Annotated in this window: 18 protein-coding genes; 9 read left to right on the forward strand and 9 right to left on the reverse strand. The window is 55.5% G+C overall.

The genetic code is table 11. The features are described from left to right. Positions 1–234 precede the first annotated feature (234 nt). Complete coding sequence (icd, locus tag WG219_09155; GenBank protein ID WXL27604.1) at positions 235–1,491, forward strand: NADP-dependent isocitrate dehydrogenase; 1,257 nt, start codon at positions 235–237, stop codon at positions 1,489–1,491. Positions 1,492–1,546: 55 nt separating this feature from the next. On the opposite strand, the gene cspD is transcribed toward icd, so the two are convergent. After that, positions 1,547–1,792: a cold shock domain-containing protein CspD gene (gene cspD, locus WG219_09160; protein WXL27978.1), complete on the reverse strand. Its 246-nt coding sequence runs from the start codon at positions 1,790–1,792 to the stop codon at positions 1,547–1,549. Positions 1,793–2,020: 228 nt separating this feature from the next. Here cspD and clpS point away from each other — a divergent pair, with 228 nt between their 5' ends. Next, entirely contained in the window at positions 2,021–2,383 is a 363-nt protein-coding gene (clpS, locus tag WG219_09165; protein ID WXL27605.1) for an ATP-dependent Clp protease adapter ClpS, read from the forward strand. Positions 2,384–2,411: 28 nt separating this feature from the next. Further along, positions 2,412–4,682: an ATP-dependent Clp protease ATP-binding subunit ClpA gene (clpA, locus tag WG219_09170; protein ID WXL27606.1), complete on the forward strand. Its 2,271-nt coding sequence runs from the start codon at positions 2,412–2,414 to the stop codon at positions 4,680–4,682. Positions 4,683–4,769: 87 nt separating this feature from the next. On the opposite strand, the gene infA is transcribed toward clpA, so the two are convergent. From infA to trxB, 4 genes are all read right to left on the reverse strand, one after another. After that, positions 4,770–4,988, reverse strand: coding sequence for a translation initiation factor IF-1 (gene infA / locus WG219_09175; protein ID WXL27607.1), 219 nt, complete (start codon positions 4,986–4,988; stop codon positions 4,770–4,772). 99 nt (positions 4,989–5,087) lie between these two features. After that, positions 5,088–5,795, reverse strand: a complete 708-nt coding sequence (locus WG219_09180) for an arginyltransferase (GenBank protein WXL27608.1) — start codon at positions 5,793–5,795, stop codon at positions 5,088–5,090. A gap of 54 nt (positions 5,796–5,849) precedes the next feature. After that, positions 5,850–6,530, reverse strand: coding sequence for a leucyl/phenylalanyl-tRNA--protein transferase (gene aat, locus WG219_09185; protein ID WXL27609.1), 681 nt, complete (start codon positions 6,528–6,530; stop codon positions 5,850–5,852). A 52-nt stretch (positions 6,531–6,582) separates the two neighbouring features. After that, positions 6,583–7,533, reverse strand: coding sequence for a thioredoxin-disulfide reductase (gene trxB, locus WG219_09190; GenBank protein WXL27610.1), 951 nt, complete (start codon positions 7,531–7,533; stop codon positions 6,583–6,585). A gap of 231 nt (positions 7,534–7,764) precedes the next feature. Here trxB and ftsK point away from each other — a divergent pair, with 231 nt between their 5' ends. The 6 genes from ftsK (at position 7,765) to cysG (ending at position 15,380) form a co-directional block, all read left to right on the forward strand. Continuing rightward, positions 7,765–10,170, forward strand: coding sequence for a DNA translocase FtsK (gene ftsK / locus WG219_09195; GenBank protein ID WXL27611.1), 2,406 nt, complete (start codon positions 7,765–7,767; stop codon positions 10,168–10,170). Between the two features lie 10 nt (positions 10,171–10,180). Continuing rightward, on the forward strand, positions 10,181–10,804 hold the full coding sequence (gene lolA / locus WG219_09200) for an outer membrane lipoprotein chaperone LolA (protein WXL27612.1): 624 nt from the start codon (positions 10,181–10,183) through the stop codon (positions 10,802–10,804). A gap of 23 nt (positions 10,805–10,827) precedes the next feature. Beyond that, the gene (locus tag WG219_09205; GenBank protein WXL27613.1) at positions 10,828–12,153 is read left to right on the forward strand and encodes a replication-associated recombination protein A; all 1,326 of its coding nucleotides are present in this window, start codon (positions 10,828–10,830) and stop codon (positions 12,151–12,153) included. Further along, complete coding sequence (gene crcB / locus WG219_09210) at positions 12,150–12,530, forward strand: fluoride efflux transporter CrcB (protein WXL27614.1); 381 nt, start codon at positions 12,150–12,152, stop codon at positions 12,528–12,530. The genes WG219_09205 and crcB overlap by 4 nt, the downstream gene beginning before the upstream one ends. Before the next feature lie 103 nt (positions 12,531–12,633). Next, the gene (gene serS / locus WG219_09215; protein WXL27615.1) at positions 12,634–13,914 is read left to right on the forward strand and encodes a serine--tRNA ligase; all 1,281 of its coding nucleotides are present in this window, start codon (positions 12,634–12,636) and stop codon (positions 13,912–13,914) included. 71 nt (positions 13,915–13,985) lie between these two features. After that, positions 13,986–15,380 (forward strand): siroheme synthase CysG, encoded by a 1,395-nt coding sequence (cysG, locus tag WG219_09220; GenBank protein ID WXL27616.1) that lies wholly within the window; start codon positions 13,986–13,988, stop codon positions 15,378–15,380. A gap of 36 nt (positions 15,381–15,416) precedes the next feature. On the opposite strand, the gene WG219_09225 is transcribed toward cysG, so the two are convergent. The 4 genes from WG219_09225 to tusD are packed head-to-tail and all read right to left on the reverse strand — an operon-like array spanning position 15,417 to position 16,792. Continuing rightward, a complete protein-coding gene (locus tag WG219_09225; protein WXL27617.1) occupies positions 15,417–15,752 on the reverse strand; it encodes a TusE/DsrC/DsvC family sulfur relay protein in 336 nt (111 codons plus the stop codon). Continuing rightward, a complete protein-coding gene (tusB, locus tag WG219_09230) occupies positions 15,749–16,039 on the reverse strand; it encodes a sulfurtransferase complex subunit TusB (GenBank protein WXL27618.1) in 291 nt (96 codons plus the stop codon). Before tusB ends, WG219_09225 begins: the two co-directional genes overlap by 4 nt. Continuing rightward, positions 16,039–16,398 (reverse strand): sulfurtransferase complex subunit TusC, encoded by a 360-nt coding sequence (gene tusC, locus WG219_09235; GenBank protein WXL27619.1) that lies wholly within the window; start codon positions 16,396–16,398, stop codon positions 16,039–16,041. Before tusC ends, tusB begins: the two co-directional genes overlap by 1 nt. 1 nt (position 16,399) lies before the next feature. Then, a complete protein-coding gene (gene tusD / locus WG219_09240; protein WXL27620.1) occupies positions 16,400–16,792 on the reverse strand; it encodes a sulfurtransferase complex subunit TusD in 393 nt (130 codons plus the stop codon). Between the last annotated feature and the right edge of the window lie 83 nt (positions 16,793–16,875).

A 16,875-nucleotide genomic window follows, 5' to 3' on the forward strand; every position in this document is an offset into this window, starting at 1 on the left:
CGAGCATTTCGAACAGGAGGGCCATGATATTGGTCAACTGTTACAAGAGGTCTGAGTCTCGTGCGAGACGGTGGCCCCTTATGACTTGTTAGTCATGGGCGCAGTATACCACTGCGGTGGCTTGTCGCAGAGTGTTCTTGTAAAAGAGATATGTTTCTATGGTTGAAGAGGGCGTATTTCGCTACTCTCGGTGATGAGATTGCTGTTTTTTACAACACGAAAACGGAGTCCAGCATGGGATACCAAAAGATCCAGGTGCCTGCCACCGGTGACAAAATCACCGTCAATAAAGATTCATCCCTGAATGTTCCTAATAATCCCATCATTCCATATATAGAGGGAGATGGCATTGGTGTAGACATCAGCCCCGTCATGATTGATGTGGTTGATGCCGCTGTTAAAAAAGCTTACGGCGGTCAGCGCAAGATCTCCTGGATGGAGGTTTACGCTGGCGAGAAGGCTACCCAGGTCTACGATGTTGACACTTGGTTGCCGCAGGAAACGCTGGATGCCGTTAAAGATTATGTGGTGTCGATCAAGGGGCCGCTAACCACTCCTGTAGGGGGCGGTATTCGTTCTCTGAACGTGGCCTTGCGCCAGCAGCTTGACCTCTACGTTTGTCTGCGCCCGGTGCGTTGGTTTGAAGGTGTTCCGAGTCCGGTGAAGAAGCCGGGGGATGTGGATATGACCATCTTTCGCGAGAACTCTGAGGATATTTACGCCGGAATTGAATGGAAGGCCGGTTCATCTGAAGCGAATAAGGTCATTAAATTCCTTAAAGAGGAAATGGGTGTCACCAAGATTCGCTTTGATGAAGACTGTGGTATTGGCGTTAAGCCAGTATCCAAAGCGGGCACTAAGCGTTTGGCGCGCAAAGCACTGCAATATGCCGTTGATAATGACCGCTCGTCGTTAACTATCGTCCACAAAGGCAACATCATGAAGTTCACCGAAGGTGCCTTCAAAGAGTGGGCCTATGAGGTGGCAGCTGAAGAATTTGGGGCGACATTGCTGGACGGTGGTCCATGGATGCAATTCAAAAACCCGAAAACCGGTAAGAACATTGTCGTTAAAGATGCGATTGCCGATGCCATGCTGCAGCAGATCCTGTTGCGTCCTGCTGAATATGACGTGATCGCCACACTCAACCTGAACGGTGACTATTTGTCTGATGCGCTGGCGGCTGAGGTGGGGGGGATCGGTATTGCTCCTGGTGCCAACCTGTCTGACTCGGTGGCTATGTTTGAGGCGACACACGGTACCGCGCCGAAGTATGCGGGTAAGGATCAGGTCAACCCTGGGTCATTGATTCTGTCTGCCGAGATGATGCTGCGGCACATGGGATGGACGGAGGCCGCTGATCTGATCATCAAAGGAATGAACGGCGCCATTGCGGCCAAAACCGTGACTTACGATTTTGAGCGTCTGATGGACGGTGCAACGCTGGTATCCAGCTCTGGGTTCGGTAAAGCCGTTATCGAACACATGTAAGGCGTGAAAAAGGCCGGTCAAATGACCGGCCTTTTTATTACGTGTCAGGGGTGGGCTATGCCTCTCCCTGGGCGGGGTCGGGTTGCTCTGCAGCAGCACTTGGAGCACTGATATTAACTGCGTGGAGCCCTTTGGGACCCTGAATAATATCGAAACTCACGGGCTGTCCAGCCTTGAGCGTTTTGTAGCCATCCATCTGAATGGCGGAGTAGTGGGCGAACAGGTCCTCATCTCGACCGTCGGCCAGGATAAAACCGTAGCCTTTGGCGTTGTTGAACCACTTGACCTTACCGCTAACCATGCTGATATCCCTCTGCAAGGACTCCATCACTGGAGTATCATCCACTTCCGATCCACAATTCGGCTGGCTGTGCCGGACAAATTGTGAAGCACCTTAATACCCCACCGGGTATTCATTGTTTGTAACATCCTTTGGCCGATAGTCAAGGCAGTGCATTGAATGGTTTTGACGCCGATCAAGCTAAGCCTGTCCGTACAGTCAGTTTGCCCATTAATGAAGCTATCCAGCATGCATGAAGACCGCGAGATTCGACTAACATTCAATCAGGATCATCCTGAAGAGCATGAAGACGACAGTTCTGGTGTTGCGGTCCAGGAGTCGAAACCGGCACTTCAGAGGCCGCCTATGTACAAAGTCCTCTTGTTAAATGATGACTACACCCCCATGGATTTTGTGGTGGAAGTGCTCGAGGCGTTTTTTAACCTGAATCGTGAGCTGGCAACTAAGATTATGCTCACTGTCCATACGGAAGGTAGGGCAGTGTGCGGGGTTTATACTCGGGATATAGCTGAAACCAAAGCAACACAAGTGAATCAATATGCGAGAGAGAGCCAGCATCCGCTACTCTGTGAAATAGAGAAGGACGGTTAATACCGGCCATGTGGCATGAGGTGAAGCTATGTTGAATCGAGAGCTCGAAGTTACCCTCAATCTGGCTTTCAAAGAGGCCCGGAGCAAGCGTCATGAATTCATGACAGTTGAGCACCTGTTGCTTGCTCTGTTGGACAATGAGGCGGCCGCCAGTGTCTTGCGTGCGTGTGGCGCAAACATGGACAAACTGCGTAATGACCTTCAGGAGTTCATCGACTCCACTACGCCGCTAATTCCCCAGCATGATGAAGATCGTGAAACGCAGCCTACGCTGGGGTTCCAGCGCGTGCTTCAGCGTGCAGTTTTTCATGTGCAGAGCTCTGGCAAGCGTGAAGTCACTGGCGCCAATGTGTTGGTTGCGATTTTCAGTGAGCAAGAAAGCCAGGCTGTGTTCCTGCTGAAGCAACAGAATGTGGCGCGGATTGATGTGGTCAACTTTATTGCTCACGGCATTTCCAAAGTGCCCGGCCATGATGCCCACAACGAGAACGATCAGGACGCTCAGGATGACGAGGGCGGCGAGAGCAGCTCGTCGGGCAATCCGTTGGATGCCTATGCCAGCAATCTGAATGAATTGGCACGTCAGGGGCGTATTGATCCACTGGTCGGACGTGAGCACGAAGTTGAGCGTGTTGCGCAGATTTTGGCGCGACGCCGTAAAAACAACCCTCTGCTTGTGGGTGAGGCTGGTGTGGGTAAAACCGCCATTGCTGAGGGGCTTGCTAAGCGTATTGTCGATAACCAAGTGCCTGACCTGCTGTCTGGTAGCGTGGTGTATTCGCTGGACTTGGGTGCCTTGCTCGCGGGTACCAAGTACCGGGGGGACTTCGAGAAGCGCTTAAAGGCGTTGCTGGGCGAGTTACGCAAGCGGCCTAATGCCATTCTCTTTATTGATGAGATCCACACGATTATTGGTGCTGGTGCCGCATCGGGCGGGGTGATGGATGCGTCCAACCTGCTTAAGCCTATGCTGTCCTCGGGTGAGATTCGCTGCATTGGTTCGACCACATTCCAGGAGTTCCGCGGGATTTTCGAAAAAGACCGTGCTCTGGCACGGCGCTTCCAGAAAGTCGATGTGGTGGAGCCGTCGGTGGAAGACACCATTGGTATTCTGCGTGGCTTGAAGGGACGCTTTGAGCAGCATCACAACATCGAGTACACCGATGAGGCGCTACGTTCGGCTGCTGAGCTGGCTGCACGCTACATTAATGACCGGCACATGCCTGATAAGGCCATTGATGTCATTGATGAGGCAGGTGCCTATCAGCAGTTGCAGCCGCAAGAAAAGCGTGCTGAGCGCATTGATGTGCCTCAAGTGGAGGATATCGTCGCGAAGATTGCCCGTATTCCGCCTAAGCATGTCAGTAGCTCTGACAAAGAATTGCTGCGCAATCTAGAGCGTGACCTCAAGCTCACGGTGTTTGGCCAGGATGCTGCAATTGACTCATTGTCGACTGCAATCAAGCTTTCCCGTGCAGGGCTGAAGGCGCCTGACAAGCCCGTCGGTTCTTTCCTGTTCGCCGGTCCGACCGGGGTGGGCAAAACCGAGGCAGCGCGTCAGCTGTCAAAAGCGCTGGGCGTGGAGCTGATTCGCTTTGATATGTCTGAGTACATGGAGCGACATACTGTGTCGCGCCTCATTGGTGCGCCACCAGGCTATGTCGGGTTTGATCAGGGGGGGCTGCTGACAGAGGCCATCACTAAGACGCCTCATTGTGTGCTGCTGCTTGATGAAATCGAAAAAGCTCACCCAGAAGTCTTCAACCTGCTGTTGCAGGTCATGGACCATGGCACGCTGACCGACAACAACGGCCGTAAAGCTGATTTCCGTAACGTGATCATTATCATGACCACCAACGCGGGTGCTGAAACTGCCTCGCGGGCGTCAATTGGCTTCACCTATCAGGATCACGCCTCTGATGCGATGGAAGTGATCAAAAAGAGCTTCACGCCGGAGTTCCGCAACCGTCTGGATACTATTATTCAGTTTGGTCGCCTGAGCCATGAGGTCATTAAGAGTATCGTCGATAAATTCCTTACCGAGCTTCAGGCTCAGTTGGAAGACAAGCACGTTACCCTCGAAGTTAGCGAGGCTGCCCGTAGCTGGTTGGCTGAGCGTGGCTATGACGTGCAGATGGGTGCTCGTCCGATGGCGCGTTTGATTCAGGATAAGATCAAGCGGCCGCTGGCGGAGGAGATCCTGTTTGGCGAGCTTGCCGACCATGGCGGTGTGGTCCATGTCGACATCGAGAACGAAGATCTGACCTTCGAGTTCGAGACCAGCGCAGAGTTGGCCTGATCGACAGGCACACAAAAACGCCCGGCAATGCCGGGCGTTTTTCTTGGCAAGGCTGTAACGGTTGTTGGAGGCAGGCTCCGTCAGCCGTTAGCGGGCGCGGTAAGTAATACGGCCCTTGCTCAAGTCATAAGGTGTCAGCTCAACGCGCACCTTGTCACCCGTCAGAATGCGGATGTAATTTTTACGCATCTTTCCAGAGATGTGCGCAGTAACGACGTGCCCATTTTCCAACTCCACGCGAAACATGGTGTTAGGCAGGGTGTCGACGACAGTACCTTCCATTTCGAAGCTGTCTTCTTTCGACATGCAGTAAAGCCCTCGGTATCCAGATAATGGCCCGGTGCAACTGGCCCCAGGCAAAGCGGCGTGCATTGTGCCCGAAAACTGCCCCTTGCGCCAAGGGCTTCAGTTAAGAGATGCCCAACGTTGGTTTACAAAGAGCTCAATTGGCCTGTATTGGGTCTTGTAGTTCATTTTGCGACAGTTCTTGATCCAGTAACCCAAGTAGACCGCCTCAAGGCCCAAGCGGGCGCACTCCGCGATTTGCCAGAGAATGGCAAAGCGGCCCAGGCTGCGGCGTTCTTCGTCCGGGTCATAGAAGGTGTAGACCGCCGATAGACCGTTGGGCAGGGCGTCGGTTACGGCGACGGCCAGCAGGCGTCCTGCCAGGCGGAACTCGTAAAAGTGCGAAAAACTCAGGTCGCGGACGAGGAACGTACTGAACTGCTCGCGATTGGGCGGGAACATGTCGCCGTCAGCGTGACGCTGTTCGATGTAGCGCGCGTAAAGTGTGTAGTACTCCTCAGTAAAGCTGGGGCGCGCCCGAGTTACGGTGAGGTCCTGGTTGCGGTTACAAATGCGGCGTTGCTGACGATTGGGGGTGAAGCGTTCAGCAGGAATGCGCGCAGGTATGCAAGCGCTGCAATGCTGACAGTGTGGGCGATAGAGATGGTCGCCGCTGCGGCGAAAACCCAGTTCTGAAAGCTCAGCATAAACGCCAGCATCCATGGGCTGGCTGGGGTCAAGGAACAAGGTTGCTGCCTGTTCCTCTGCCAGATAGCTGCATGGATGAGGTTGCGTTGCATAAAACTTCAGCCGGGCCAGCTCAGTCATGGTCAATTCTCGACGTAGGCTTGAGCTAAGTGTAAGCCAGGCTGGCTTGCTCGACTAGGCAACCCAATCAGCCTGATTGGGTTGATCAAGGTGATGTTCAAGATAACGGGCGAATTCGGTGCGACTAATCGTGCGGGCGCCCAAGCTCAGCAGGTGCTCGGTTGGCATCTGACAGTCGATCAAAACAAAGCCCCATTGCTTAAGGTGTTGCACGAGTGTCGCGAAGGCGAGTTTAGAGGTGTTGTCCGCACGGCTAAACATGGATTCGCCAAAGAACAGCTGGCCCATGGCAAGGCCATAAAGGCCACCTACGAGTGTGTCGTCTTGCCAGACTTCAACAGAGTGAGCAATTCCGCGCTTATGCAGGGTGATATAGGCCTCCTGCATGTCCTGTGTGATCCAGGTTTCGTTTGCGTAGCTGCGGGGGGCCGCGCAGGCGCGGATGACCTCGCTGAATGCTTCATCAAAACTGACCCGGTAACGTCCTTGGCGCATGAGTTTGGCCAAGCTGCGGGAAACATGCAGTTCATCAGGTAGCAGGACGGTGCGTGGATCGGGCGACCACCAGAGAATCGGCTGGCCATCCTGAAACCAAGGGAAACAGCCATGGCGGTAAGCCTGTATCAGTCGATCTGGGTTGAGGTCGCCGCCAGCTGCGAGCAATCCATTTGGGTTGCGCAGGGCTTTCGATAGCGGGGGGAAATCAAATGTGTCGCGTTGCAGCCACGTCAGCATGGGCTTGGCCGGAGTAGGGCAGGGCGGCTGCAGAGGCCGCCCTGGTGGTGGATCAATTGTGGTCGAGGTACTTCTCTACATCCAGAGCAGCCATGCAGCCAGCACCGGCGGAAGTGATTGCTTGGCGATAGACGTGGTCAGCCACATCGCCAGCGGCAAACACGCCTTCGATGTTGGTGGCTGTCGCGTTACCTTCGTTGCCACCTTTAACCAGCAGATAGCCGTCGCGCATTTCCAGCTGGCCTTTGAACAGATCAGTGTTGGGCTTGTGGCCAATTGCAATGAATACACCTGCCAGCGGCAGGTCGGTGGTGTTGCCAGTCTGAGTGCACTTCAGGCGAGCGCCGGTTACACCGGTATTGTCGCCCAGCACTTCTTCAAGCTCGTGATTCCAGTGCAGGACGATGTTGCCGTTGGCCGCTTTGTCGAAGATTTTGTCTTGCAGAATCTTCTCGGAACGTAACTTGTCGCGGCGGTGAACCAGGTGTACTTCTTTGGCAATGTTGGACAGGTACAGGGCTTCTTCAACGGCCGTGTTTCCGCCGCCGATAACGGCTACGACCTGGTTGCGGTAGAAGAAACCGTCACAGGTTGCACAGGCGGATACGCCTTTGCCGGAAAAGGTCTCTTCTGACGGCAGGCCAAGGTATTGAGCAGACGCGCCGGTGGCGATAATAAGTGCGTCACAGGTGTAGGTGCCGCTGTCACCTTTGAGGGTGAACGGGCGTGACTGCAACTCGGCAGTGTGGATATGGTCGTAGATGATCTCTGTTTCAAAGCGCTCAGCGTGTTTTTGCATGCGCTCCATCAAGGCTGGGCCAGTCAGGCCTTCAACGTCACCGGGCCAGTTGTCGACTTCGGTGGTTGTAGTCAATTGGCCGCCAGGCTGCATGCCAGTGATGATTACAGGCTTGAGGTTCGCACGTGCGGCGTAGACGGCAGCACTGTAACCTGCAGGCCCGGAGCCCAGGATGATCAAGCGTGTGTGCTTGACGTCACTCATAAAAACACCTCATAAGCCTTTGTCACAAAAGAAAATGCATGCTCAAATTGGGGAGCACGGACGACATTGGTGATTATGCTACACCGAAGTAATGTACGACGGGAGTCGGGTATTGATGCTCAGGCAGCTATTTTGAGTCTGCCGGTCAGAGCCTGGCTAAATTCGTACGATCGCTGCATATTTCGCCATTAATTACTCATTCGGCACCGATGGTGCAGGAACAGATGCGTTTTGAAGAAATCTAGCTCAACTCCCAAAGCTCTCCCGGTCTGGCGTCAGCAGCTTCCTTCCCGACTAAAAGAAGGCGCGCTGATTGGTCTGGGTGCGCTCTGCCTATATATGTGGATGGCCCTGCTGACTTACGATGCGGGCGATCCGGGTTGGACCCATACCAGCACGGTTGATCAGGTGCATAACGCTGCCGGGCGTGCCGGTGCGTGGCTGGCTGATATCTTGTTTATGGTGCTGGGCTACTTTGCCTATGTCTTCCCGCTACTGCTGGTGCTCAAGACCATTCAGGTATTCAAGACCCGGCATCAGCCATGGCAGTGGAGTGGCTGGTTGTTCTCGTGGCGCATGATTGGCCTGGTGATTCTGGTGCTTGCCGGTGCTGCGTTGGCCAACATTCATTTCGTAGCGGGGCCGAGTCTGCCTGCATCAGCCGGTGGCGCTATTGGTGAAAGTATTGGCGAATTTGGCATCAGCGCACTGAATGTCCAAGGAAGTACGTTACTGTTTATTGCGCTATTCCTGTTTGGTCTGACGATTTTTGTCGACTTGTCATGGTTCAAAGTGATGGACCTCACCGGCAAGATCACCCTTGATCTGATCGAGTTGATACAAGGGCTCGCCAATCGCTGGTGGAGCGCCCGCCTGGAGCGCAAACAACTGGTGGCCCAGCTGCGCGAAGTGGATGAACGCGTGACAGAGGTAGCGGCGCCAGTGGTTTCAGATCGCCGTGAGCAGGCCAAGGTTAAAGAGCGTCTGATTGAGCGTGAAGAGTCACTGAATAAGCACATGAGCGAACGGGTTAATCGCCCGGCTCCGGTTATTGCTGCGCCTGAGGTTCCTAAGGCTCCTGAGCCGAGTAAGCGTGTACTGAAAGAGAAACAGGTCAGCCTGTTCGAGGACAGTGCTCTGGCTGGAACCTTGCCGCCGATTTCGCTGTTGGATAAAGCGGAAAAAATTCAGAAGAGTTATTCGCCAGAGTCCCTCGAAGGCATGAGCCGCCTGCTTGAGATCAAACTTAAGGAGTTTGGTGTTGAAGTGCAGGTGGAGTCTGTCCATCCGGGCCCGGTTATTACCCGTTTTGAAATCCAGCCTGCGGCAGGGGTCAAGGTCAGTCGTATCTCCAACTTGGCGAAGGATTTGGCGCGCTCGCTGGCGGTAATCAGTGTACGGGTCGTGGAGGTTATTCCGGGTAAAACCACGGTTGGTATCGAGATTCCTAACGAAGACCGCCAGATCGTTCGCTTCTCTGAGGTGTTGTCGTCAGCAGAATATGACGAAGCCAAGTCGCCAGTGACGCTTGCTCTGGGCCACGATATTGGCGGCAAGCCAGTGATCACTGATTTGGCGCGCATGCCACACCTGCTGGTTGCGGGTACGACTGGCTCCGGTAAGTCGGTGGGCGTTAACGCTATGATTCTGTCGATTCTGTTTAAGTCGACGCCTGAAGAGGCGCGTCTGATCATGATCGACCCGAAAATGCTGGAGCTGTCGATCTACGAGGGTATTCCGCATCTGCTGTGCCCGGTCGTGACTGACATGAAAGAGGCCGCCAACTCGCTGCGCTGGTCGGTGGCTGAGATGGAGCGCCGTTACAAGCTCATGTCGAAGATGGGCGTGCGTAACCTGGCTGGCTTTAACCGTAAGGTCAAAGATGCCATCGAGGCTGGTGAGCCGCTTTCTGACCCGCTGTACAAGCGTGAGAGCATGGAAGACGAGGCTCCGTTGCTGAAGCCGCTGCCGACCATCGTCGTGATCGTCGACGAATTCGCCGACATGATGATGATCGTTGGTAAGAAGGTTGAAGAGCTGATCGCCCGTATTGCCCAGAAAGCCCGTGCGGCCGGTATTCACCTGATTCTGGCAACTCAGCGTCCGTCGGTGGATGTGATCACCGGCCTGATCAAGGCCAACATCCCGACCCGTATGGCGTTCCAAGTGTCCAGCAAGATCGACTCACGGACCATCCTGGATCAGGGCGGGGCAGAACAACTGCTGGGCCATGGTGACATGCTCTATATGCCGCCAGGTACAGGTTTGCCAATTCGTGTGCACGGTGCTTTTGTTTCAGATGATGAAGTGCACCGTGTTGTAGAGGCATGGAAGCAGCGTGGTGCGCCGGACTACATCGAGGATATTCTGTCCGGTGGTGAAGAGTCGGGCAGTGGCTTTGAAGGCGGTGGTGAAGGCGGTGGCGAGGGTAGCGAAGAAGATCCGCTGTACGACGAAGCTGTGCGTTTTGTGACCGAAAGCCGCCGGGCGTCCATTTCTGCTGTGCAGCGCAAGCTCAAGATTGGCTACAACCGCGCAGCGCGTATGATTGAAGCCATGGAAATGGCTGGCGTTGTGACTTCCATGAATACCAATGGCTCGCGTGAAGTGATCGCGCCGGGCCCGATTCGAGATTAAAAGGATTCCCATGCGTCTGATCCGTATGATGTTGCTGGCTGTTCTGAGTATCGCCAGTGTTACTGCTACCGCAGATGAAGTGGCAGCCAAGCGCCTGTCTGGGTTGCTGACCCAGGCGCAAACGTTGACTGCTCGGTTTTCCCAGCTCAGCCTGGATGCTGGCGGTACCCAGTTGCAGGAAACCTCCGGTGAGCTGATCCTCAAACGCCCCGGTCTGTTTCGCTGGCACACTGATCAGCCGATGGAGCAACTGCTGGTTTCCAACGGTGAGAAAGTCTGGCTGTATGACCCGGACCTGCAACAAGTCACCATTCAGTCGCTGGATCAACGCCTGACTCACACTCCGGCGCTGCTGCTCTCTGGGGATGTATCGAAGATTCGTGAGAACTTCGAAATCACCCATAAGGAAGGTGGCAACGTGGTGGATTTCATCCTCAAGCCCAAAGCCAAGGACAGCCTGTTTGACAGCCTGCGTCTGTCTTTCCGCAACGACGTGCTGAACGACATGCAGTTGATCGACAGCATTGGTCAGCGCACCAATATCTTGTTTATGGGGGTGAAGATGAATGAGCCACAGGATAACGCCCAGTTCACCTTTGAAATTCCTGCTGGCGCAGACGTCATTCAGGAATAAGCCCGAGGCATTGCACGCACGTCATGGATTTATTCGGTAAGGCTCCTGTCGCACAGCCACTGGCTGCCCGCCTGCGCGCAACCAGTCTGGACGAGTATGTCGGGCAGGAGCACTTACTGGCCCGTGGTAAGCCGCTGCGTGAAGCGTTGGAGCAAGGCGCGCTGCACTCGATGATCTTCTGGGGGCCGCCAGGCGTTGGAAAAACCACCCTGGCCAAGTTGCTCGCACAGGTCACGGACGCGCATTTTGAGACGATCTCAGCAGTGCTGTCTGGGGTCAAAGAAATCCGCCAGGCCGTTGAAGTGGCGCAGCAGCACGCTGCTCAATATGGCCGTCGCACCATTCTGTTTGTCGACGAAGTCCACCGATTCAACAAGTCCCAGCAAGATGCATTTCTACCCTATGTAGAAGACGGCACGCTGATTTTCATCGGGGCGACTACGGAAAACCCTTCATTTGAATTGAACAACGCGCTGCTGTCGCGGGCTCGGGTCTATGTGCTTAAGAGCCTCGATGAGGCTGCAATGCGTAAACTGGTAGACCGGGCGCTGACCGAATCCAAGGGGCTAGGTGACCGGCACCTGCAGCTGCCGGAAGAAAGTTTCAAAATCCTCATGTCCGCAGCCGATGGTGACGGACGCCGGCTCCTGAACTTTCTGGAGAATGCTGCCGATTTGGCAGAAGACGACAGCGAAATCGGTACTGAGCTGTTACTGGATCTGCTGGGTGACAGTCGCCGCCGTTTTGATAAGGGCGGCGAAGCGTTCTACGATCAGATTTCTGCGCTGCACAAGTCTGTCCGGGGTTCCAGCCCAAACGGTGCGCTGTACTGGTATGCGCGGATGCTCGATGGCGGTTGCGACCCGCTTTATATCGCCCGCCGTGTTGTGCGCATGGCCAGCGAAGATATCGGTAATGCCGACCCGAGAGCACTGACGCTGTGCCTCAACGCTTGGGATGTGCAGGAGCGTCTGGGAAGTCCGGAAGGCGAGCTGGCGGTGGCGCAGGCCATCGTCTACCTAGCCTGTGCGCCGAAGAGTAATGCGGTTTACACCGGCTTTAAGGCGGCGAAACGCGATGCGGCTGAATATGGCTCCCTGGAGGTGCCGCTGCACTTACGTAACGCACCGACCAAATTGATGCAGCAGTTGGGGTATGGCGAGGAATACCGCTACGCCCACGATGAGCCTGATGCTTATGCGGCGGGCGAAGATTACTTCCCGGAAAACTTCGAGCCGCGGGAGTATTACCAGCCTGTACCACGGGGGCTTGAGCTGAAAATTGGTGACAAGCTCAAGCACCTGAAAAATCTGGACGCCAACAGCCCTCGGCAGAGACGTAAACCATGATGCGACTGGCATTGGCGATTGCCCTGGGTGGCGCTGTTGGGTCGGTGCTGCGTTTTTTCCTTGGGCAGTGGGTAGTGGCCCAGTGGCCACGACATTTCTACCTGGGCACCTTAACTGTGAATGTGCTGGGCTGCCTGTGTATTGGTTTGCTCTCTGCCTTATTTCTGATGCGCAGCGATTTGCCGGTTGAACTGCGCAGTGGCCTGATCGTTGGTGTGCTGGGTGGTTTCACCACCTTTTCTTCATTCAGCCTTGAGCTATTCAAGTTGTTTGAAGAGGGCCGCACAACCGAAGCGCTGGTGTACCTAGCTGTCAGTGTTGTGACAGGTATTCTGGCTGTATGGGCGGGCTTCTCCCTGGTACGTATTTATCAATAACGCCTGGTGATGTGGCAACAAGCCCATCTAAAGCCTTAAACTGCGCCATTGCTTGCGTGGTGCTGCCATGCAAACCCTTTTGTGAAGTGTTGAGACCCTAAACATGCTCGATTCCAAACTCGTTCGTACCCAACTTCAGGAAGTGGCCGAGCGCCTTGCAACCCGTGGCTTTGTCCTCGATGTTGCGCGCATTGAAGCCCTGGAGGCGCAGCGTAAAACTGTACAAACCCGCACAGAACAGTTGCAGGCCGAACGTAACAGTCGCTCGAAGTCTATTGGGCAGGCCAAGCAGCGTGGCGAAGACATCGCGCCGCTGATGGCTGAAGTCAATCAGATGGGTAACGATCTGGAAGAGGGCAAGCGCCAGCTGGATGCCATTCAGACTGAGCTGGATCAGCTGCTGCTGAGCATTCCTAACTTGCCAGACGCTTCTGTACCGGTCGGTGCCGACGAAGACGACAACGTTGAAGTGTCCCGCTGGGGAACTCCTCGCACGTTCGACTTTCCGGTGCAGGATCATGTCGCACTGGGTGAGAAATTTGGTTGGTTGGACTTTGAAACCGCGGCCAAGCTCTCTGGTGCCCGTTTTGCATTGCTGCGTGGCCCGATTGCCCGTCTGCACCGTGCACTTGCGCAGTTTATGATCAACCTGCACACCGCTGAGCATGGCTACGAAGAGGCCTATACGCCTTATCTGGTTCAGGCTCCAGCTCTGCAGGGCACTGGCCAACTGCCGAAGTTCGAAGAAGACCTGTTCAAGATTGCCCGTGAAGGCGAGGCTGATCTGTACCTGATCCCGACCGCTGAAGTGTCGCTGACTAATATCGTGGCTGGCGAGATTCTTGATGTGAAACAGCTGCCGTTGAAGCTGGTTGCACACACGCCATGCTTCCGCAGCGAGGCCGGTGCTTCCGGTCGCGATACTCGCGGCATGATCCGTCAGCACCAGTTCGACAAAGTCGAGATGGTCCAGGTTGTTGAGCCGAGTAAGTCTTTCGAGGCACTGGAAAGCCTGACCGCTAACGCTGAACGTGTGCTGCAACTGCTTGAGCTGCCATACCGTAAGCTGGCGCTTTGCACCGGTGACATGGGCTTCGGTGCGGTTAAGACCTACGATCTGGAAGTGTGGATTCCAAGCCAGGACAAGTACCGCGAAATCTCTTCCTGCTCTAACTGTGGGGATTTCCAGGCGCGTCGTATGCAGGCCCGTTACCGCAACCCGGAAACTGGTAAGCCGGAGCTGGTGCATACCTTGAACGGCTCTGGTCTGGCAGTTGGCCGTACACTGGTCGCGGTGCTGGAGAACTACCAGCAAGCCGACGGCAGCATCCGTGTGCCGGAAGTGCTCAAGCCGTACATGGCGGGTATTGAAGTTATCGGCTAAGCCTTTGCTGATGCCGCAACGGGGTGGCTGCGGCCGCCCCGTTTTGTTTTGAACGATAGAGTGTGCGCTTCATGGAATTCCTCCCTCTGTTTCACAAGCTGCAAGGCCGCTGGGTTCTGGTTGTTGGTGGTGGCGAAGTGGCGCTGCGCAAAGCGCGTCTGCTGGCGGATGCCGGTGCTACGTTGCGTGTTGTTGCGCTGGATGCTGTGGGAGAGCTTGAGCAGCTTGTTCGTACCACTGGCGGCGAGTTGCAGTTACGCGGGTATCAGGCGGCTGATTTAGATAAGGTCGTGCTGGTTATCGCTGCGACCGATGATTCAGCGCTGAATGCACAGGTATCGGCCGACGCTCAGGCGCAAGGTATTCCGGTCAATGTGGTGGATGCTCCGCAGCTGTGCAGCGTGATTTTCCCGGCTATCGTCGATCGCTCGCCGCTTGTGGTCGCCGTCAGCAGTGGTGGCGATGCTCCTGTTCTGGCGCGCTTGGTGCGGGCCAAGATCGAAACCTGGTTGCCTGCGACTTACGGCCATCTGGCTGGTCTGGCCGGGCGCTTCCGCCATCGGGTTAAGGCACTATTGCCTAACGTCCAGCAGCGCCGGGTGTTTTGGGAGGAGGTCTTTCAGGGACAAATTGCTGAACGCATGTTTGCTGGCAAACAGCAGGAAGCTGAGCAACTGCTGGAGAGCAAATTGGCGGGCAATGCTGAGCGCAATGTCGGTGAGGTGTATCTGGTAGGCGCAGGGCCAGGTGATCCCGACCTGCTTACCTTCCGCGCGCTGCGACTGATGCAACAGGCAGATGTGGTGCTGTATGACCGCCTTGTGGCGCCTGCCATTATCGAGTTGTGCCGTCGCGACGCTGAACGCATCTACGTTGGTAAGCAACGCTCTGAGCACGCTGTGCCGCAGGATCAGATCAATCAGCGTTTGGTCGATCTGGCCAAAGAGGGTAAGTGCGTGCTGCGCCTGAAGGGCGGCGACCCCTTTATCTTTGGCCGTGGCGGTGAGGAAATCGAAGAGCTGGCGTCCCACGGCATTCCGTTTCAGGTGGTGCCGGGCATTACTGCGGCTTCGGGCTGCGCGGCCTATTCGGGTATTCCGCTGACCCACCGGGATTATGCGCAGTCTGTGCGTTTCGTTACCGGTCACCTGAAAGATGGCACTACCAATCTGCCGTGGAATGATTTGGTCGCGCCGGGGCAAACCTTGGTGTTCTACATGGGGCTGGTTGGTTTGCCGTCCATATGCCAACAACTGATTGCCCATGGCCGTTCCGCTGAGACGCCAGCGGCGCTTATTCAGCAAGGCACTACGCAGAATCAGCGGGTCTTCACCGGCACGCTGGAGACCTTACCGCAGCTGGTGGCTGAGCATGAGGTGAAGGCGCCGACACTGGTTATCGTCGGTGAGGTCGTTAGTCTCAGGGATAAGCTGGCTTGGTTTGAAGGCGCTCAATCCCAGCTGTAAGGCTGCTGAACAGGGCTCCGTGCGAGCCCTGATGCGTCACAGGCAATTGGTCGGCTTGGGCAGCCCCGCCAACTTGGCGGCGAGCTTGGCTGGTGTGCCATTGAACAGGCGATTCAAGTGCAGGCTGTTGCCTTTCTCGGGGCCGAGGTGCAACGCCGCGTATTTGATCAGCGGACGGTTAGCGGGAGACAGCTGGAATTCGTCGTAGAACTTGCGCAGCAAGTGCAAGATTTCCCAGTGCTCAGGGCTCAACTGAATACCCTCCTGTGCGGCAAGGGCTTGGGCAGCTTCATCTGACCAGTCTGTCAGTTCGGCGAGGTAGCCATCCTTATCCAGCGACAGTTCACGCCCAGATATCTGTAATGTACTCATAACCACGCATTCACTTTGTCGTACTGGCAGCACAGCTCAACAAACGCGGTGTAATCCACCAGTTGGGCGTTGTGGGCAGCGCTGATATTGCGGGCTGTAACGTCCTCGTCCAGCGCATACAGCGCGGCTGAGACTTGCGTGAGCCTGTTGCTGGCTTCAGAGCCCTGCAGGGCGTACACCGCATCGCCACTTAGCAGCAAGCCATCTTGCTTGCCCAATACACGCAGGCAGCTTTCTAGGCTGCGATCCGCATAGGGCGAATGGGAAAGTACATGCAAAGTAGCCATCAGATCGTAATCACCTTGTCAAAGCGGTCTATCAGGGCGCTGATATCAGCGGGTGACAACTGCTCTGCGGGCAGGGCCAGCGGAGCTTCAAGGATGCCGCGGGCTTGCAGGCTGTGCTGGCAGATGAACAACTCCTCGACTCCGAACATGTGCAGCGCTTGCAGGTTGGCGCTCAGGTCTTTTTGTTCAAGGCTGCGAGGCTGCTGATTGGCGCTGAGCTGAAATACGCCGTCATCCATAAACAGCATGGCAATCGGCAGATCGAAAGCGCCACCTGCCAGAGCGATGTCCAGTGCTTCTCGGGCGGTGGGGCCGCTCCAGGGCGACTGACGGCTGATGATAAGCATCGACTTGGCCATCTCAGTTATCTCCAAAGCAGATAAGCCGGTCGGCAAGCTGAGCCGCTTCGTGCAGCTGACCCAAGCCCGAAAGCTCCCAGGGGGTATGAGCGTTAGCCGCAGGGCGGTTATAGCGCTGCGCCTCCTGCTCATTCAGCACGCCCCGGCGAAGGGCCGCAGCAATGCAGACGACCGCGTCCAGTTGATGCTTCTCGATTAACGTGCGCCACTCGCCCGGCATATCCAGCTCATCCTGCGGGCTAACGATATTGCTCGATGCTGTGTGAACGCTGTCCTGATAAAAGAACAGACGCACGATTTCATGCCCCGAATTCAGGGCAGCTTCAGCAAAGCGCAGGGCGCGGCGCGAAGAGGGTGCGTGAGGCGGTGCAAACAGAGCGATCGCGAATTTCATGGCAGGCCATACAAATGCATTTGCGCAAATGATAAGGCCTTGCCGGGCCTTTCACAAAAGCGCAGATAACAAAAAAGCCCTGC

This window comes from Pseudomonas mendocina, assembly GCA_037482215.1.
GTDB lineage: Bacteria > Pseudomonadota > Gammaproteobacteria > Pseudomonadales > Pseudomonadaceae > Aquipseudomonas > Aquipseudomonas mendocina_E.